16 protein-coding genes are annotated in these 17,301 nt (G+C 56.3%); 14 read left to right on the top strand and 2 right to left on the bottom strand.

Annotation, left to right across the window (positions count from 1 at the left end; genetic code table 11):
* The gene (ehuC, locus tag AC4FWB_RS18615; protein ID WP_491027716.1) at positions 1-666 is read right to left on the bottom strand and encodes an ectoine/hydroxyectoine ABC transporter permease subunit EhuC; all 666 of its coding nucleotides are present in this window, start codon (positions 664-666) and stop codon (positions 1-3) included.
* Between the two features lie 60 nt (positions 667-726).
* On the bottom strand, positions 727-1,569 hold the full coding sequence (gene ehuB, locus AC4FWB_RS18610) for an ectoine/hydroxyectoine ABC transporter substrate-binding protein EhuB (protein ID WP_491027715.1): 843 nt from the start codon (positions 1,567-1,569) through the stop codon (positions 727-729).
* A 219-nt stretch (positions 1,570-1,788) separates the two neighbouring features.
* On the opposite strand from ehuB, the gene AC4FWB_RS18605 reads away from it, so the two are divergent.
* The 14 genes from AC4FWB_RS18605 (at position 1,789) to AC4FWB_RS18540 (ending at position 17,293) form a co-directional block, all read left to right on the top strand.
* Positions 1,789-2,946 carry a M24 family metallopeptidase gene (locus tag AC4FWB_RS18605; RefSeq protein ID WP_491027714.1) on the top strand — a complete coding sequence of 386 codons (1,158 nt, stop codon included), beginning with the start codon at positions 1,789-1,791 and terminating at the stop codon, positions 2,944-2,946.
* Between the two features lie 70 nt (positions 2,947-3,016).
* Entirely contained in the window at positions 3,017-3,229 is a 213-nt protein-coding gene (locus AC4FWB_RS18600) for a hypothetical protein (RefSeq protein ID WP_491027713.1), read from the top strand.
* Positions 3,226-4,632 (top strand): amidase, encoded by a 1,407-nt coding sequence (locus AC4FWB_RS18595; protein ID WP_491027712.1) that lies wholly within the window; start codon positions 3,226-3,228, stop codon positions 4,630-4,632. The genes AC4FWB_RS18600 and AC4FWB_RS18595 overlap by 4 nt, the downstream gene beginning before the upstream one ends.
* Positions 4,633-4,823: 191 nt before the next feature.
* Positions 4,824-6,062: an FAD-dependent oxidoreductase gene (locus tag AC4FWB_RS18590; RefSeq protein ID WP_491027711.1), complete on the top strand. Its 1,239-nt coding sequence runs from the start codon at positions 4,824-4,826 to the stop codon at positions 6,060-6,062.
* An 11-nt stretch (positions 6,063-6,073) separates the two neighbouring features.
* Positions 6,074-6,349, top strand: a complete 276-nt coding sequence (locus AC4FWB_RS18585) for a sarcosine oxidase subunit delta (RefSeq protein ID WP_491027710.1) — start codon at positions 6,074-6,076, stop codon at positions 6,347-6,349.
* Positions 6,346-9,234 (top strand): 2Fe-2S iron-sulfur cluster-binding protein, encoded by a 2,889-nt coding sequence (locus AC4FWB_RS18580; protein WP_491027709.1) that lies wholly within the window; start codon positions 6,346-6,348, stop codon positions 9,232-9,234. Before AC4FWB_RS18585 ends, AC4FWB_RS18580 begins: the two co-directional genes overlap by 4 nt.
* Positions 9,235-9,858 (top strand): sarcosine oxidase subunit gamma family protein, encoded by a 624-nt coding sequence (locus AC4FWB_RS18575; protein ID WP_491027708.1) that lies wholly within the window; start codon positions 9,235-9,237, stop codon positions 9,856-9,858.
* On the top strand, positions 9,824-10,915 hold the full coding sequence (locus AC4FWB_RS18570) for a threonine aldolase family protein (RefSeq protein WP_491027707.1): 1,092 nt from the start codon (positions 9,824-9,826) through the stop codon (positions 10,913-10,915). The genes AC4FWB_RS18575 and AC4FWB_RS18570 overlap by 35 nt, the downstream gene beginning before the upstream one ends.
* Positions 10,916-10,970: 55 nt before the next feature.
* Complete coding sequence (locus AC4FWB_RS18565; RefSeq protein ID WP_491027706.1) at positions 10,971-11,936, top strand: threonine/serine dehydratase family protein; 966 nt, start codon at positions 10,971-10,973, stop codon at positions 11,934-11,936.
* Positions 11,937-12,059: 123 nt separating this feature from the next.
* A complete protein-coding gene (gene purU / locus AC4FWB_RS18560) occupies positions 12,060-12,944 on the top strand; it encodes a formyltetrahydrofolate deformylase (protein ID WP_491027705.1) in 885 nt (294 codons plus the stop codon).
* A 666-nt stretch (positions 12,945-13,610) separates the two neighbouring features.
* Positions 13,611-14,624, top strand: coding sequence for a sterol desaturase family protein (locus tag AC4FWB_RS18555; RefSeq protein WP_491027704.1), 1,014 nt, complete (start codon positions 13,611-13,613; stop codon positions 14,622-14,624).
* Between the two features lie 97 nt (positions 14,625-14,721).
* Positions 14,722-15,042 carry a Rieske 2Fe-2S domain-containing protein gene (locus AC4FWB_RS18550; RefSeq protein WP_491027703.1) on the top strand — a complete coding sequence of 107 codons (321 nt, stop codon included), beginning with the start codon at positions 14,722-14,724 and terminating at the stop codon, positions 15,040-15,042.
* Positions 15,043-15,150: 108 nt separating this feature from the next.
* The gene (locus AC4FWB_RS18545) at positions 15,151-16,386 is read left to right on the top strand and encodes an NAD(P)/FAD-dependent oxidoreductase (protein ID WP_491027702.1); all 1,236 of its coding nucleotides are present in this window, start codon (positions 15,151-15,153) and stop codon (positions 16,384-16,386) included.
* Positions 16,387-16,618: 232 nt separating this feature from the next.
* Entirely contained in the window at positions 16,619-17,293 is a 675-nt protein-coding gene (locus AC4FWB_RS18540; RefSeq protein WP_491027701.1) for a GntR family transcriptional regulator, read from the top strand.
* Positions 17,294-17,301: the final 8 nt, after the last annotated feature.

Below are 17,301 nucleotides of genomic sequence, written 5' to 3'. Positions count from 1 at the left end.
TCAGGCCTTTCCCATACGCCTGGCCATCATGCGCTCAAGCGCGCGCATACAAGGTGTAATCAAAAAGCGAGCAAAGACGTAGTAGATGACAAGGGCGGTCCCGAACGTCCATGTGGAGAGGTAAGTTGAGCTGTTCAACTGGCGCGCCTCAAACATAAGGTCTGGAACCGCTATCAGCGCCACCAGGGCTGTGCTCTTTAACAGCTCGATCACCAGGTTGCCCCAGGCCGGCAACATGGTTGCGAAAGCCTGCGGAATTATGATCCTTCGCATGCGTTTGGCCGGTGACATGGACATAGCGTACGAGGCTTCCCATTGGCCACGTGGCACCGACAATATGGCGCCACGAACCAGCTCGGCGCCGTAAGCGCCAAGATTCAAACCGACCGCAAGGAAGCCAGTCAAAACCTTGTCCAGCGTTATGCCGAACAGAGGCAACACAAAGAACAGCCAGAAGAGCTGAACGAGAAGTGAGGTGCCGCGGAAGAACTCTATATAGACAATCGCGACGCTATTCACAGCCCGATTTGGCGATAACACCATTAGCCCGAAAATGAGTGCAAGCAGGGAGGCCAGCGCCAGCGAGCAAATGAATTGTATCCCGGTTACGAGCGCCCCATCCAGGAAGCGGTCACCGTATTCCGCAAGAAACGAGGTATATGTCATGAACACCCACTTCAGACAATGTTGGCGGGCTGCGCGTCGCAGCCCGCCAACCACTTGGATTTACCGGTTGGCGCACACCCACTCGGTCTTCGCGTCGCCCGGAAGCTGGGCCTTGGTATATTGAAACTTGCCCACCGCTTCGAGCATTTCGGGCGTTCCAAGGTACTTTGCCTGAGCCTCGTTGTAGGCTTTCAGGAAGTCCTTGTCCTCCTTCTTAAACGCTATCGCCACCCAGTTGTTGGTCCAATCAGGAAGCGCGGCCGGGTCGGTTGCCTCGATCTCATCCGGTGCTTTAGCGGCAAAATTTTTCATATCGAAATAGTTGCCAGCGCCGACATCGGCTCTGCCGGCACGCACCGCCGCAAGCAGTTCCGTGGGGCCAGGCACCTGCATGATCTTGCTCTCAGGAACACCTTCCTTGAGGGCTTCGTCAACATTCACATAGCCGGCGACAGTCACCATTGTCGCCCCCTTGTCCTTGATGTCCTTGTAGTTGTTAATTCCCTTCGGGTTGCCTTTCTTCACGATGAAGGCGTTTCCGAATTTGCCCATTGGCTCGGCGAAGGCGACGTTCTTGCAACGCTTGGCGGTGATATACATGCCGCCTGTTATGATGTCGAAGCGGTCGGCTTGCAGCCCTGGGATCAAACCGCCCCAGTCGGTCACGACCGGCTCGATGTTCGTATACCCCATTGACTTGAGAACGCCCACCGCCAGTACGTTCGCGAATCCCAACGGCTCGTTTTTGTCTCCTGGATAGGCCCAGGGAATCTCATGCGAGAAGCCGATACGGATCGGCTTTCCGGCGGCGGCGCGCTCTGTCAGCCCGTCGGCGTAGCTGTGAGAGATGACGAATAGCGCGGCAGTGGCCGCAATTGCAGCGAAGACACTTTTCATTTTCATGCATTCCTCCCGTTTCGGAGCATATTGAAAGATGCCTGATTGGTGTACCACTACAAGCTTGCTGGCGCAAGGGGAGCTGATGTCCTGGCCCGATATGTCCGCGGAAAGTGCCGGCGCAGCGCGTTTTTGCAAAAGGGGACTTGTCATTTTCCCGGCGTGGAGATACGAAAGGTATACCTATGACCGGCGCCACCACTTCGTATCAACCGAGGTATACCTATGACTGACCTATTGGCTTTCCCGAAAAGCGAACTCGATCGCCGTGTCCAGAACGCGCGTAAAGCGCTGGCAGAAAACAAGCTGGCCGGGATCGTGATTTCTGTTCCAGAGAACATCTATTATCTGACCGGCCTCGACCACTGGGGCTTCTTCGCGGCGCACGTGCTTGTAATGAATCAGGACGGTGAACTGGCCCTTTGCTGCCGCGCAATGGAGCGAATAACGGTCGAAAACCAAGTCCGGAATGCAAAGTTCTACGGCCACAAGGATCACGAAGAGCTTTCGGATTACGTCCACAGGGCCATGAAAGATCTGGGCCTCTTGGACTCTCGGGTTGGCATTGAGAAGCGGAGCCTTTTCCTGACGCCGCGGCACGCCGAACGCATTCAGGATGACCGTTCCGGTGTCACCTGGGTAGATGCTTCCGGCATTCTCGATGATCTGCGTTTGGTGAAGTCCCCGCTCGAGATGGAATATACCCGCAAAGCTGCCCATGCCGTCGATCTGGGAACGTTGGCTGCCGTCGAAGCGATCCACGATGGCGCCTCGGACTACGAAGTGGCCGCAGCCTACCATAGCAAGATGATCCTCGAGGGGAGCGAGTATCCTGGCTTTGGCCCGTTCATCAGGCCGACCAGCCGACTTGGCGAAGAGCACACCACCTGGCGAGGTGAGGTGTTCCGCAATGGCGATGCGGTCTTCCTTGAAACCTGCGCCTCATATCGCAAATACCAGTCTCCAATGGGTCGGCTGGTTTATGTCGGTAGTGCACAGAAGGGTGTGGAAGAGTCTGCGCAGCTTGCAATTCGCGGCATGAAGGCGATCTGCGAAGCTCTTCGGCCTGGCGCCAAGGCAGGAGACGCGTATGAGGCTTGGCACCAGGTAGCCGCGAGCGCAGGGCTGGTCGACTATCATCGCCATCACTGCGGTTACCTAGTTGGAATCGGCTTCCCTCCGAGTTGGACGGGCGGTTCCATGGTCACCAGCCTTTTCCCGAACTCGACCCGCAAGATTGAAGTTGGCATGGTGGTCCATGCCCATTCATGGTTCACCAACACGAAGGTCGCCGATTACTTCATTTCCAATACCGTGATGGTGACCGAGAATGGCGGCGAGGTCCTGACAAATAAAACTCCCGAGACACTGATCGTACGGTGATCTCACGACTGCGTGCGCCGGTGGCGGTAGCCCCGGCGCACGCTCTTTCGCCACAATGCCCGGAGGGGTCATGCAGAAACTAACCAAAGCTACACTGACCGGGATATGCACTCAGATGGCATCGCATAGGTGGTCGGACGAAGAAATAAACGAATTGGTTGATCCTCAACTGGGGATCATAACCGGATTCCAGGATCTGTTGAATGAGCTTGAGCAGCTCAGAAAAATTGACCTCGGAACAACTCCGCCGGCAATGAGCGTGCAAGGCGGAGGCGAGCTATGAGTGGCGACATCGCGTTCCAAAGTGTCAAGCGTCTGAAGTCAATGCTTCAGAGCGGCCACATGACTCCGGCCGAGCTGGTCGATACGTTTGCGGACCGGATCGACCGGTATAATTCGCGGTCGAAAGCATTCATCACAACGACCATCGATGCTGCTCGAGAACAGGCGCGGCAGATCACTCGCGAGGATCTAGGCGGCTCTCCCTTCGCCGGCATACCCTACGCCTCAAAGGATTTGTTTGACGTTGAGGATGTCCTGACGTCAGCCGGCTCACGAGTATTCCACGACAGGATCGCCAAAAGCGACGCGTTTGCAATTGCCAAGCTCCGCTCCGTCCAGGCGATAAGTCTCGGCAAAACCAACTGCCACGAATTCGCCTACGGCGCGACTGGTGAGAATGAGGTTTATGGGACACCTGTCAACGCCTATGATCCCACGCGCCTTGCGGGCGGGTCGTCAAGCGGCTCGGCTGCTGCTGTGGCGTTTGGTCTGGTGCCGGCGGCCCTTGGCACAGACACTGGCGGCTCGGTTCGGGCGCCTGCTGCACTGAATGGGCTTGTTGGGCTGAAGCCTACGATGGGGCGGGTCTCAACCGCCGGAGTGGTTCCCTATTGCTGGACCTTGGACCACGTCGGGTTGATGACGCGAACGATTGCCGACTGCGCTGATCTGTTGAGTGTTGTGGCGGGATATGATCCCAAGGATCCCGCTTCCATCAACTGCCCTGTCAGCAACTATTCCGACGCCCTCGACCAGGGCATATCGGGTCTCCGCGTCGGGATTCCGAGCAACTTCTACTACGAACGCACTGATGACGAGATCGTGCAGGCTCTCGATCGTGTTAAAGAATATCTGGCGGCAAACGGCGCAAAGCTGATACCGGTGAAATTTCCAGACATGGAACATAGCCGTACAGTTTCTCTCACTGTGCAAATGCCTGAAGCCCTGAGCGCGCATTCGGCCTACTTGCAGGAAAGAGGCGAGCTCTATGGTGCGGATTTCCGTGCCGGATTGGCGTTGGGACAGTGCATTCTGGCCGAGCACTACGTCCGAGCGAAGCGGTTCGTCGAAATCTACCGGCAGCAGACGAATGGCCTGTTTGACGAAGTCGATTTGATTCTCACTCCCGCGACACCCGAAATCGCTCAGAAGGTCGGCACAGTCAAAGTCACCCGAGACGGGATCAACGAAGCGGTCGGCAACGCGATCACCAGGTTTACCACGTTCTTCAATATGACCGGCCATCCGGCGCTGACGATGCCATGCGCAATGCATGCGCAAGGTCTCCCGATCGCTTTGCAACTGGTAGGCCGGTACTTTGACGAACGGACCGTCCTGCGTGCAGCGAACGCAATTGAGCGAAGTGAACGCTTCTCAATCCCGCTTCCGCGAGTGGAGCCCTGACATGCGCCTTGCGCCGCGATGGGCCGCTCAAGACGGTGTCCTGACGTTCGAAAAGCCCCGCGGATAGGCGCCGCCGGTCTGGTCGACCGCCTGCCTCTCGCGTTGGGTTTGGGCGCTGATGACTGCGAGTTGCGCTGGCGGCCGTTCGAGCAACGCAACGGTTTTCGGCTGCGGTAAAGGGAAGCCTTGGCATGGTTTTTGCGCTTCTAAAGTATGGTCTTTCGCGGCGTTATCCTGAACGCAATGAGATACCGAACACGCCCGAGCTGCGATCGCACTACGACGTGGTCATCATAGGAGGTGGAGGCCACGGAGCTTCATTGGCCTATCACTTGGCCAAACATCACGGCATTAAAAAGGTAGCAATTCTCGAAAAGAACTATCTTGGCGGTGGTAACACCGCCCGTAACACAACAGTTATTCGATCGAATTACACCGATCAGCGATCGATCCGCTTCTACGCAAGGTCGCTGAGACTTTACGAGTCCTTGGCCAACGAACTTGACTATAACTTGATGTATTCCCGAAGGGGACAGCTGACGTTGTCCCATTCGGACGGCGTCTCGAGGTCGCTTCGCCTGCGCGCGGATGCCGGCGTTTTTTGTGGTGAAGCCAACGAAATCGTCGATCGCCAGCAGATCAAGACGTTGGTGCCGTCACTCAATCTCGATATCAAGGGTATGCCAATCCTTGCCGGTCTTTGGCACCCGAACGCAGCTCTCGCGCGTCACGACGCGGTCGTATGGGGGTATGCTATCCGCGCGTGTGAGCGTGGGGTTGAGCTTCATCAAAGGACTGAGGTCCTGGGGATGGAAGTCGCCGGCGATAGAGTGACACGCCTTCGGACCAACCGCGGTGATGTTTCAGCAGGTATCGTGGTGCAGTGCGTTGCCGGCTACTCCTCCGTCGTCGCGAAAATGGTCGGTTTGAAGCTGCCGATCCGCAGCTATCCGCTCCAGGCGATGGTGACGCATCCCGTCAAACCCTTCCTGGATCCGATGGTGTCGTCCACGGCTCTGCATTGCTACATCTCGCAATCCGCGAGAGGCGAGCTGGTGATCGGAGGTGGGTCGGATCCCTATGAACTCTATAGCACTCGCTCTACTCTTGATCTGAAGGAGGGGCTTGCTGCGTCAGCCCTGGAGATGTTCCCCTTCATTGGAGAACTAAAAATCCTCCGCCAGTGGGCTGGGATCACCGACATGACGCCGGATTATAGCCCCATCATGGGGCCCTCTCCGCTGTCGAACTATTGGTTGGACGCTGGTTGGGGCACCTGGGGGTTCAAGGCCACACCGGCCAGCGGGTTCTTCCTGGCCAAGGCCATTTCGGAAAACCGGATTCCTGACGAGATCAGACCTTTTCAGCTCGATCGTTTCGACCGGTTCGATCTGGTCAACGAAATGGGCGCCACCGCAGCGAGCCATTGAGGGACTTCAGCATGAAACTGATGGTTTGCCCGCTAAACGGGCCGCGCAACATAAGCGAGTTCCAGTGCTACGGAGAGGTGCATCGGCAACCCGATCCCTCAGCGACCAGCGATAAAAGTTGGACAGATCACATCTGGATGTCCAACAACACGGCCGGCGTTGTGCGTGAGTGGTGGTGTCACACTCCGACAAACTTTTGGTTCCTGGCTGAGCGCAACACAGTCACCGACGATATCCTGGCGACATTCCCCGTTCCAGCCGACGGCCCGTTGGGAGAAGCGAGATGAAAAGCGTGCTCGCTCGACGGCAAGGGCTGCTTATCGACGCCTCCAAAAAAATCAAGTTTACCTTCGACGGACGCGAATATGAGGGCGTGGCCGGCGACACAATCGCTTCAGCGCTAGCCGCCAACGGCGAGTGGGTGTTGTCGCGCTCATTCAAGTACCACAGGCCCCGTGGCATCCTGACCATGGCCGCTCAAGATTCAAACACACTCGTCCAGATTGGAAACGAAGTCAGCGTTTTCGCAGACCGACATCGGATTTCTGACGGCCTGGCGGTACGGGCACAAAATGTCAGCCATTCTGCCCGTCATGATCGCGGATTCGTCATGAACAAACTTTCCCGCTTCATGCCGGTCGGCTTCTATTATCGCTCCTTCTATAAGCCGAAAGGGATATGGGAAAAGGTCTGGGAACCTATCATCAGAGCCAAAGCAGGACTTGGTAAACTCGACGTCACGAAGCCAAGCGAAGGGTATTACGACAAAGCCTATGGCTGGTACGACGTTGTGGTGGTCGGGGCAGGGCCCTCTGGCATGGCGGCTGCGATAGCGGCGGCTGATGCTGGTGCATCCGTGCTGCTGGTCGACGAGAATCCTCGGATAGGCGGAGCGTTGAACTATGCACGATTGGAAATCGATCGCGACCTCGTGGCGGAGATAAATGCGCACCGCAAAATCGAGGTCTGGACGGACGCCATTTGCAACGCATGGTATTCCGACAATTGGCTGCCGGTCATTCGTGGAACCCGTTTATGCAAGCTGCGGGCGAAACGCGTCGTCTTTGCGACTGGGCTTATCGAGCAGCCCTCGCAATTTCGCAACAATGATCTGCCCGGCGTTATGCAGGGCACCGCGGCGCAACGCCTCATTCGGCTGTTCGGCGTAAAGCCCGGAAATCGTGCAATTGTGCTGGCCGCCAATGACGACGCATATGGCGTGGCACTCGACCTTCTCGATGCGGCTGTAGATCTCGCGGCGATTTGCGACCTCCGTAGAGCCGGCCAGAGGGGACCACTGCGTTCACAGATCATGGATCGCAACGTCCGAATCCTCGACGGGTGGTGCATCTATGAGGCGTATCCAGCAAAGGGCCATCGACATGTCCGCGGCGTGGAACTTGCGGAGATCGAGCCAGGGGGCGCTGCGGGCAAAAGGCGTCGAAAGATCGACTGCGATTTGGTCAGCATGTCCGTCGGGTACGTTCCCGCTTATCAACTGCCATTGCAGGCCGGCGGGAAGCTTACATACGATGAAGAAGCAGCCCATTTTGCCATAGTCGAACCGAGTGAAGCTGTTCTTCTTGCCGGGTCGGTCGACGGAATGTTCAATCTGCGAGACTGCATAGCCCATGGCGCGGCGCAAGGCATGAAAGCCGCCATGGATTGTGGTTATCAAATCAAAAGTCGGCCCGTGCTTCCGGCTCGAAATCGAGACACTCCAAACCATCCTTGGCCAATCTTTCCGCACCCCAGGGGAATGGATTTCGTCGACTTTGATGAAGACCTTCAGGTCAAGGACATCAAAAACGCCATCGCGGACGGCTATCGTGAGCTCGAACTCGTGAAACGGTTTTCCACCGTCGGGATGGGGCCTAGCCAGGGCCGGCATTCCGCGCTGGCGACAGCGATGATTGTCTCCAAGTACACGGGTCGCACGATCAGTGAGGTCGGCGTCACCACTGCTCGGCCACCTGTTACGACAGAGAAGATCGCGATCTTGGCAGGTCGGAAGTTCACGCCAATGCGCAGGACTCCGATGCACGAGCAGCATGCGGCCGAGGGAGCAACATGGTTGCTGGCCGGCAACTGGCTTCGCCCCGCGTATTACGGACCTGAGCACGATCCAGGCGCAACCATCGCCAAGGAGGTTCTGAACGCGCGAAATAACGTCGGCATGATCGACGTTTCGACCTTGGGCGGTTTGGACGTCCGTGGCCCTGATGCGGCCGAATTTCTGAACCGGATGTACACGTTCGCCTATGCAAAGTTGCCGGTTGGCAAAACCCGTTACCTATTGATGACGAACGAAGCCGGCACGGTCATTGACGACGGCGTCGCATGCCGCCGCGGCGAACACTATTTCTACATCACTGCGACCACTACGGGGGTGGATCGCGTATACCGAAACATGTTGTGGTGGAACGCGCAGTGGCGTCTCGACGTGGATATCGCCAACGTCACGTCTGCATACGCCGGAGTCAATCTGGCTGGCCCCAACGCACGCAGGGTGCTCGAAAAGCTCACTGACGATATTTCGGTGTCCCCGGAGGACTTCCCCTACTTGGCTTACAGGGAAGGAAAGGTGGCGGGAATTCCGGCGCGCGTATTCCGGGTGGGGTTCATCGGCGAGCTAGGCTACGAAATCCATGTGCCCTCACGCTTTGGATCGGAACTCTGGAGCGCAATCAAGGATGCGGGAAATGCTCTCGGCATTCGTCCGTTCGGCCTTGAAGCGCAAAGGTTGATGCGGCTCGAAAAGGGACACGTGATAATCGGTCAAGACACTGACGGCATGACCACACCCGAAGAGCTCGACATGAGTTGGGCCGTTGCCAACTCCAAGCCATTCTTCGTTGGAAAGCGAAGCTTGGAAATCCGCAGCAAGTCATTGTCAAGCAGGAAGCTTGTCGGGTTCGCGCTTGACCGCATGCCGAACGCCGGACTTCAGGAATCCAACCTGGTGGTAAAAGATGGATCGATAGCGGGTTTCATCACATCGATCGGCTTCTCGCCGACTTTGGGTAAGGTGATAGGCTTGGCCTATGCAGACCGCTCGGACGCCAATATTGGAAGCCAAATTGTGCTGCGTGCAAGCGACGGGAGCGAGCATCTTGCGGGAGTGGTTTCCACTCATTTCTACGATCCTGAAAATCTTCGCCAGGAGATGTAAATGTGTGCCACTGCAATCACTCCGTTTGCTCATCGGTTGGCAGGCCGGCGTGGCATTCCGGAAAACGAGAATGTAGCCATTCATGACCTGTCAACATTGCCGCGGATCGGCTTCAAGGGAGCCGGAACCACAAATTGGCTGACAACAAAGGTAGCCGCGCTACCCGAGAGCCCAAACAAAGCCATAAGCCTTGAAGACGGCGCCATGATCGCGCGGCTCGGAAGGGAGGAGTATCTCATTTTGTCCGACCGAAGCGCCGTCAGCCAGATTTGCAGTAAGCTTGAAGCAGACTGGCAGACCGATGATCGGCAGATCAAGGCTCAGATCGGCTATCCGCTTCCCCGCGCCGACAGCCATAGTTGGCTCTACTTGGTGGGGAAGTGCATCCCCCCGATGATGGCAAAAATCTGCGGAGTAGATTTACGTGAAAGCAAATTCGCCGTTGGCGAGGTCGCTCAAACAGTTGTGGCGAGAATTAGCGCAGTTTTGATTCGCGAGAGGGGCGAGGGTCTGTACGGACTTCACATGCTGACCGATTTCGCTTCCGCCGACTATCTTTGGGATGTGCTCGAGGATGCCTCCGCAGAGTTTGGCGGCGGCTTTCTTGGAGCCGGGAGAAGTTAAAATAGAAACTTATCACTTCAATTCGGACAACGGTGCGCCGGTGTGCGATCAGATAATGAGAGCCTTGGCGGACTGCAATAAAGGCTTCGAAACTGCATATGGCGCAGATCCGTACACCGCTGCGTTGTCACAGGCCTATTCGGAGTTTTTTGAGCGCGAAGCCTTCATCTATCCGGTGCCGACCGGCACTGCCGGAAACGGCCTCGCTCTCGGCGCGATAACACCACCATACGGCACCATCTTCTGTCACGAGACCGCCCATATCGTCACGACCGAAGCCGGAGCCCCTGAATTTTATAGCGGCGGGGGCCGCATGACCCTACTGCAGGGTGACCACCACAAGGTATCGGTGGCCACGTTAGAGAACGCGCTGCAAGGCCATGGTATCGGCAACGTGCACCATATGGCTGCCAGCGCACTGAGCCTTACTCAGGCAACAGAGGCGGGAGTCGTTTATGAATTGGATGAGATCCAAGCACTAAGCAAAATCGCTCATGATGCAGGGATGAAAGTTCACCTTGATGGGGCACGCCTGGCGAACGCCATAGTTCATCTGGACGCGACTCCAGCCGATGTGACCTGGAAGGCTGGGGTAGACATCCTCACGTTTGGCACAACCAAGAACGGGACCATGAATGCGGAAGCGGTGATCACATTCGATCCGCAAATCGCAAAAGTCCTGCGCTTCATGCACAAACGCGCCGGCCACCTGTACTCGAAAATGCGCTTCGTCTCGGTGCAGTTGTTGAGCTACCTAGAGGACGACTTGTGGCGCCGAAATGCGTTGCAAGCCAACCGCAACGCTGCGCGAATAGCGGATGCTTTGAGACAATGTCCCGACGTTGAGCTCGTCCATCCAGTTCACATCAACGAGGTATTCGCCGTCCTTCCCAGCCAGCTCTTGGAGGGGCTCCAAAAAAAGGGCATTGAGTTGCGGCCGTGGAGCTTTAAGCACAAAGGCCACGGCCAACGTATGGTCATGTCTTACTGCGATAGCGCCGAGCAGATCGAGCGATTTGAACAGGCCTGCCGCGAACACCAGTCTCGCACGGCTTAAGTCTTCATTCTCCGACGAGCGTTGGGATTGTCAAAATTGATGGAAAGTAGTTGCGATGCTTGAGTATGGGATGATCGTTGATGCTGCGCGGGTTCTGGAAGGTGTAACCCGAGTTACGCCATTGCTGGAATCCGAACTTCTCAACCGCCGCCTCGGCTTTCGTCTGCTTGTGAAGGCCGAGTGTTTGCAACGCACCGGCTCGTTCAAGCTCCGCGGAGCTTACGTCAAGATCGCGTCTCTGAGTAACAAAGAGCGCGAGGCTGGTGTGGTGGCCTTTTCATCCGGCAATCACGCTCAAGGAGTCGCCGCGGCGGCGGCGCAGATGGGCGTCTCATCTACCATAGTCATGCCCCAGGATGCGCCAGCTGTGAAACTGCGTAACACTGAAGAGTATGGTGCAAAGGTTGTCACATATGATCGAGCGACTGGCGACAGAGCCAAAATCGCGCGCGATATGGCGGCGCAAACAGGAGCGACCCTGATCGCCCCCTATGATGATTACGTCTTGATGTCGGGGCAGGGGACGATTGCATTGGAAATCGTCGATCAGCTGGCGAAGTTGAATGCGTATGCAGACGCGTTGGTGTGTCCCGTTGGTGGGGGTGGACTGATCGCTGGCATAGCTACTGCGATGGCTGAGTTATCCAGTGCAACCACCATTTTCGCGGCTGAGCCCGAACATTTCGATGACACCCGGCGCTCCCTGTTAAAAGGGGAACGCGTGGGCAACGAAGCGGGGTACACCTCAATCTGCGATTCAATCGTGACGCAGATCCCTGGGGAGAAAACATTCCCCATTAATAAGGTACTTGTCACCGAAGGGCTCGCAGTGTCGGAAGCCGAAGTGACGGTCGCGATGCAGGTATTAGCGGACAACATGAAAATCATTGTCGAACCCGGGGGCGCCGCTGGCGTTGCTGCCGTCCTGCGCGATCGCGAGAAGTGGATTGGGAAGACCGTTGTGGCGGTAGCTTCCGGTGGAAATGTAGATCTAGGCGCTTTGTGCAAATTTCTGGTGTGAGAGATGAACGACAGTTGCCTACAACTGACTCATCACAATTATTGTTACTAGGTTTTCCCGCTCCACGACGCGCACTCCCAAAGGAAACGGTCCGGAGCCGGGAACAGGCGAAGAAGGTAAATAATGATCACTTACGTGCTGACGGCAACCTGCCCGGCGAGGAGGGGAATAGTGGCCGCCATCTCGGGTCTTCTGTGTGAGATGGGATGCAACATCATTGACAGTTCTCAGTTCGACGACCTCAGCACGGGGCGCTTCTTCATGCGCACTTCGTTCGTATCAGAAGACGGAATTGCAGCGGAAGCTCTCTCAGCAGGGCTGAAACCGATCACCGAGAAGTTCGAAATGCAAGCCGAACTCCACATCCACACTCAGCGGATGAAGGTCCTCCTGATGGTCTCGCGTTTCGGGCACTGCTTGAACGACCTTCTTTATCGCTGGCGCATCGGCGCCCTCCCGATCGACATCGTCGGCGTCGTGTCGAACCACTTTGATTACCAAAAGGTCGTCGTCAACCACGACATCCCGTTCCATTACATCAGGGTGACGAGCGAGAACAAGTTGCAAGCGGAACGGCAGCTTCTCGATCTAGTGGAGCAGACCGGCACGGACCTGATTGTCCTCGCCCGTTACATGCAGGTGCTGTCAGATGCCATGTGCCGCAAGATGTCTGGCCGCATCATAAACATCCACCACTCGTTCCTCCCGAGCTTCAAGGGGGCGAATCCGTACAAACAGGCCTATGAGCGGGGGGTGAAACTCATCGGCGCGACGGCACATTATGTCACCCCCGATCTGGACGAGGGTCCAATCATTGAGCAGGATACGGTTCGCGTCACTCACGCCCAAAGTGCCGAAGACTACGTATCCATCGGCCGCGACGTGGAGAGCCAGGTGCTGGCCCGTGCTATCCACGCGCACATCCATCGCCGGGTGTTCTTGAACGGCAACCGGACGGTCGTTTTCCCAGCTAGTCCGGGAAGCTACGCGTCAGAACGCATGGGCTAAATAAGTCGCCGCCGCCGGGAAGCTACTTCCGCCCGGAAATGGCAGATCGCTATCGGTAGCGGCCTAACACAGAGTCCGATTGGAATTCCCGCTCGGCCACGCATGTGCGAGTCTGCCGGATGGCAACTGGGATCTCGCTCAACGTTTTTTGGTTCTCGCCAGTGCCCGGACGGCGCTGATTAGGGGTCGCAATGCGCCTTAGGAGCGCCGCCGGCGGGCGGAGATCACCCTGCTGATCGGCTCCCCGCACACCCTCTTGCTGTTGGCACGAGAAGAGCAAATCCAGGTCCTCTAGACCCCATCAGGGCCTTGCCCACACGTCTGTTGACGGGGGGGCATAGACCGCTTTTCCTCCAGGAGCAGAACGACGATCCAAAACCTTCACCTGGAGAGTTTCCAGCACCAGATCCTCGACTAGCTGACTGAGCTTCGTCGTTGATAAGTTAATCTCGGCAAAGCCGCTGCGTGCCCGCTGTCCCGCAAACTCTGCGGTCACGATCCTGAACCGTACCGTAAGTACGCAAGCGCTCATAAAGTACCTGTACACAGCACAACGCCAAGCAGTGCGCATAATTCCCGTCAAACGCGCCATACTCGTTGACATGCGTCCCAAACCCGAATATGCTGTATACATCATCGGTGGGTATGAGAGCCTGGGAGAACGCGATGGATGATAGCTTGTATGGAAGCCGTGATCGGCGAGGCCAATGGGCGCCCAGCAAACGCCCGTCGCGGGAGCCGTTGTTTGTATGGCCGGCGCAACCGAAGAAGTTTCTCGTCTGGGTCTTCGGCTTTCCCGGATATCTTTGGCCTTGGAACTCCCTGCTGATCGCGATATCGCTTGGCGCGTGGCTTTATCTCACGCCGTCCATAGACAGTATGCGAGAGCTCCATATCGAGTGGATTGCAGCAATTCTGTTGCGAAATTCAGGGCTGGCGATACTGGTCTATGGAGGTCTCCACACACTTCTCTACATTCAGCGCCGACAGGATACGAACTTCAAGTACAACTCGAAGTGGCCTGACAATGACAATCCTGTCTTTCTTTTTGGCAGTCAGACCGCCGAGAACGTGTTCTGGACGATGTGCAGTGGGGTTCCCATTTGGACAGCGTACGAAGTCGTGGCTTGGTGGGCTCATTCCAATGGTTACATCGCGCAACTGGGCATCACCCAGCACCCGTTTTACTTCGCTGCTCTTCTATTGATTACGCCGGCTTGGCTAAAGCTGCAGTTTTTTCTGGTCCATCGATTGATACACATGGGGCCTCTTTATAACATTATTCACAAGGTACATCATAACAACGTGAACCCTGGTCCGTGGTCGGGCCTCTCAATGCATACGTTCGAGCACATCCTGTATTTTTCTGGCGTGCTGTTCTTCTTTGTAGTGCCCTCGCATCCTATTAACGTGATGTTCTGCCTTATGATTCAGGCGCTGATCCCAGCTTTGGGCCATCTTGGGTTCGATAAGATTACCACTGAAGGTGACAAGCATCTGGACGCTGATGGTTACTATCACTACCTCCATCACAGGTACTTCGAGGTGAATTACGGCGACACGTTAATCCCGTTCGACGAGTGGTTTGGGACATTCCATGACGGCTCGTCAGAGGCGGATGAAGCCATGTATCGGCGAATGAAAGCCAAAAAATACAAACGCGGCGGCTCAGCGGCCTAGAAGTTCAGCTGGCCGGCAAGCCGACTATTACAGCACTCAGCTTGCAGCCTCTCGCATGGCCCGTTCGCTAGTTGCAGACTTGGAATAGGGAAGAAGTATGACAAAGCCAGAAAAGTGGGTCGAGGTTTGTGCCTTGGATGCTTTGGCGCCTGAAGAAGCCATGAGGTTCGACCATGAAGGGCGCTCATTTGCAATCGTTCGCTCCTCGAACGGTGACTACTTTGCGATCGACGGGCACTGCAGCCACGAGAAGGTCCATCTTTCAGGCGGCATCGTAGATGGCAATATCATCGAGTGCCCTAAGCACTTTGGGACTTTTGACTATCGAACGGGCGAAGCGCGGTCACTGCCTGCCTGCATCGATCTGAGACGCTACGAGCTCAAAGTCGATTCCGATGCTGTGTTCATCAAGATCTAAGGCGAAGTACGTGTCCGGTGTGGCATCCCCTGACAAGCACAAGGCACCGGCGCCGTTGTTGACCTTGTCGGGGCAAGATTGGGCGGATTACCACGGTATGGACCCCGCATGAAAGCTGATCGCGCTATGGTGATTGTGGGCGCCGGCGAAGCTGGAACCGCGGCTGCCGTGGCGGTTAGGGAGAGTGGCTGGAGTGGACCCGTTGCTCTAATTGGCAATGAGACCTCCTACCCCTACGAGCGACCTCCTCTGTCTAAGTCGGTTTTGGTCGAGGACCAAGTTCCGACACCAAAATTCCTGATTAGTCCGGAACGCCTGACCGAGTTGGCAATCGACTACCACCAAGGCCACGTTGTAGAGGCAATCGATCGTGCGTTACGAACCGTCACGCTCTCTGGGGGCAAACGTTTGCCGTATGAGCGGATGTTATTGGCGACAGGTGCTAGCCCACGCGCGTTGAGTGTGCCGATCGGCAAAGGATGCAGATTGGCCTTTTTGCGCACTTACTCTGATGCACTAGCGATCCGCAAGGCAATCAAGGCCGGAAGCAAGGTTGTCATCATCGGGGGCGGCTTCATAGGGCTTGAAGTTGCGGCAAGTGCGGTTTCGAAGGACGCCACCGTGACTGTCCTCGAGGCTGGCCCGCGATTGCTGATGAGAGCGGTCCCAGCGAGCATTGCGGAGCGCATCCGGGCAAAGCACGAAGGTGCAGGTGTTTGCATTAAGCTCAGTTCTGCGGTCGTTGGCGTCGAACCGGTTGAAGGACGTTCTTCAGTGGTATTGGCAGATGGCCAAAGGCACCTTGCAGATCTTGTTCTCGTCGGAGTGGGTGCAACACCCAACGTAGAGCTCGCACAAGCGGCAGGACTAGCCATCGATAACGGAATCGCGGCTCACGAAACTCTTGCCACATCCGATCCTGACATCTTTGCGGCCGGAGATTGTTGTTCGTTCGTGCATCGCCTTTATGGGAAACGCATAAGGCTCGAAGTGTGGCGGAATGCCTGGCAGCAGGGGGCAGCAGCGGCGGCAAATATGTTAGGTGCCGATACCCCATATCAGCATGTCCCGTGGTTTTGGTCCGAGCAGTACGATGAGACGCTGCAGATCGCCGGCATCTGCAGCGATGGGAACGCGCCAGTTTGCCGGGACCTAAGCGAAAAGGGGCAGATCCATTTCTACCTTGCCGACGACGGGCGTGTAGTTGCAGCATGCGGATTTGGCAGCCTACCCGCAATCGCGAAGGACATACGCGTCTCCGAGGCGATGATAGCGAAACGCCTGGCTCCAAGCGCTTCCGCCCTTGCAGACGCCACGATTGCATTGAAATCCTTGATAGTTTAGCTCCGCCATGTGCCCATATCCAACCTCGAGGTGGTTCGTCAGAGCGAGATATTGCAGCGCTGAGCATAGTATGGCGCCTCGGTGCAAACGCGCCCATCTCCCTTGCTGCACCACAGTGGTCGCGCTGGACCTACCCAAGCAATTTCGCCTCATGTCGATTCTGGCCAAGCGCAGTGGAATCGTAGATCGTCTATGAGGTCGAGATCACGAAACTTGGCTGCCCGGAGATGAGATGATTGACGCGATCGAGGAACCAAGGAAAGTCGGCGCAAGCGAAATCCACGATTTGCTGCGCGATCGCATTTGTTTGCTTAAGTATATGCCCGGAACGATGCTTCGGGAGACCGAAATCGCCGCCGAGTTCGGTGTAAGCCGCACGCCGGTTCGGGAAGCCCTGCAACGGCTTTCGATCGAGGGACTTATGGAGGTGAGAAACGGAATCGGCACCTTTGTGACAACTCTTGACCAGTCGCAACTGCGTGAAGTTTTCGATGTTAGAATTGAAATGGCTCAGCTTTTTGGGCGTATAGGGGCGCGCGATACAACAGAGGCGGACGTTGCTGTTTTAGAGACTTTGCTCGCCAGAGCCAACGGTTTAGCTGACCGATTCGATGCCTCGGAACATTGGCAGATCAACCATACGCTACATTTCGCTATCAGCGACCTTATACAAAACAAACTATTCCTAGAAACGTGGCATAACTTGTACTTCAGGGCGGCTCGAGTGTGGTACGAGATGTCTCGTGACATTTGGCCAGATGCGGTTCGATTGTTGCAACTGGAGATTACCGACCTTCTCACCGCGGTGCGGGAAAATGACATCGAGGCGGTGGGTTACATCAAGCACAATTACATAAAATTTTCATGGAAGCGGATCTCCGCCCGGCAGCAGAGATTGCTCGGGTAGGTCATCTG

The sequence above is a fragment of the Mesorhizobium sp. LEGMi-168a genome (assembly GCF_058312955.1).
The sequence above is the reverse complement of the archived record's forward strand: the minus strand, read 5'-3'. Positions and strand labels throughout refer to the sequence as shown.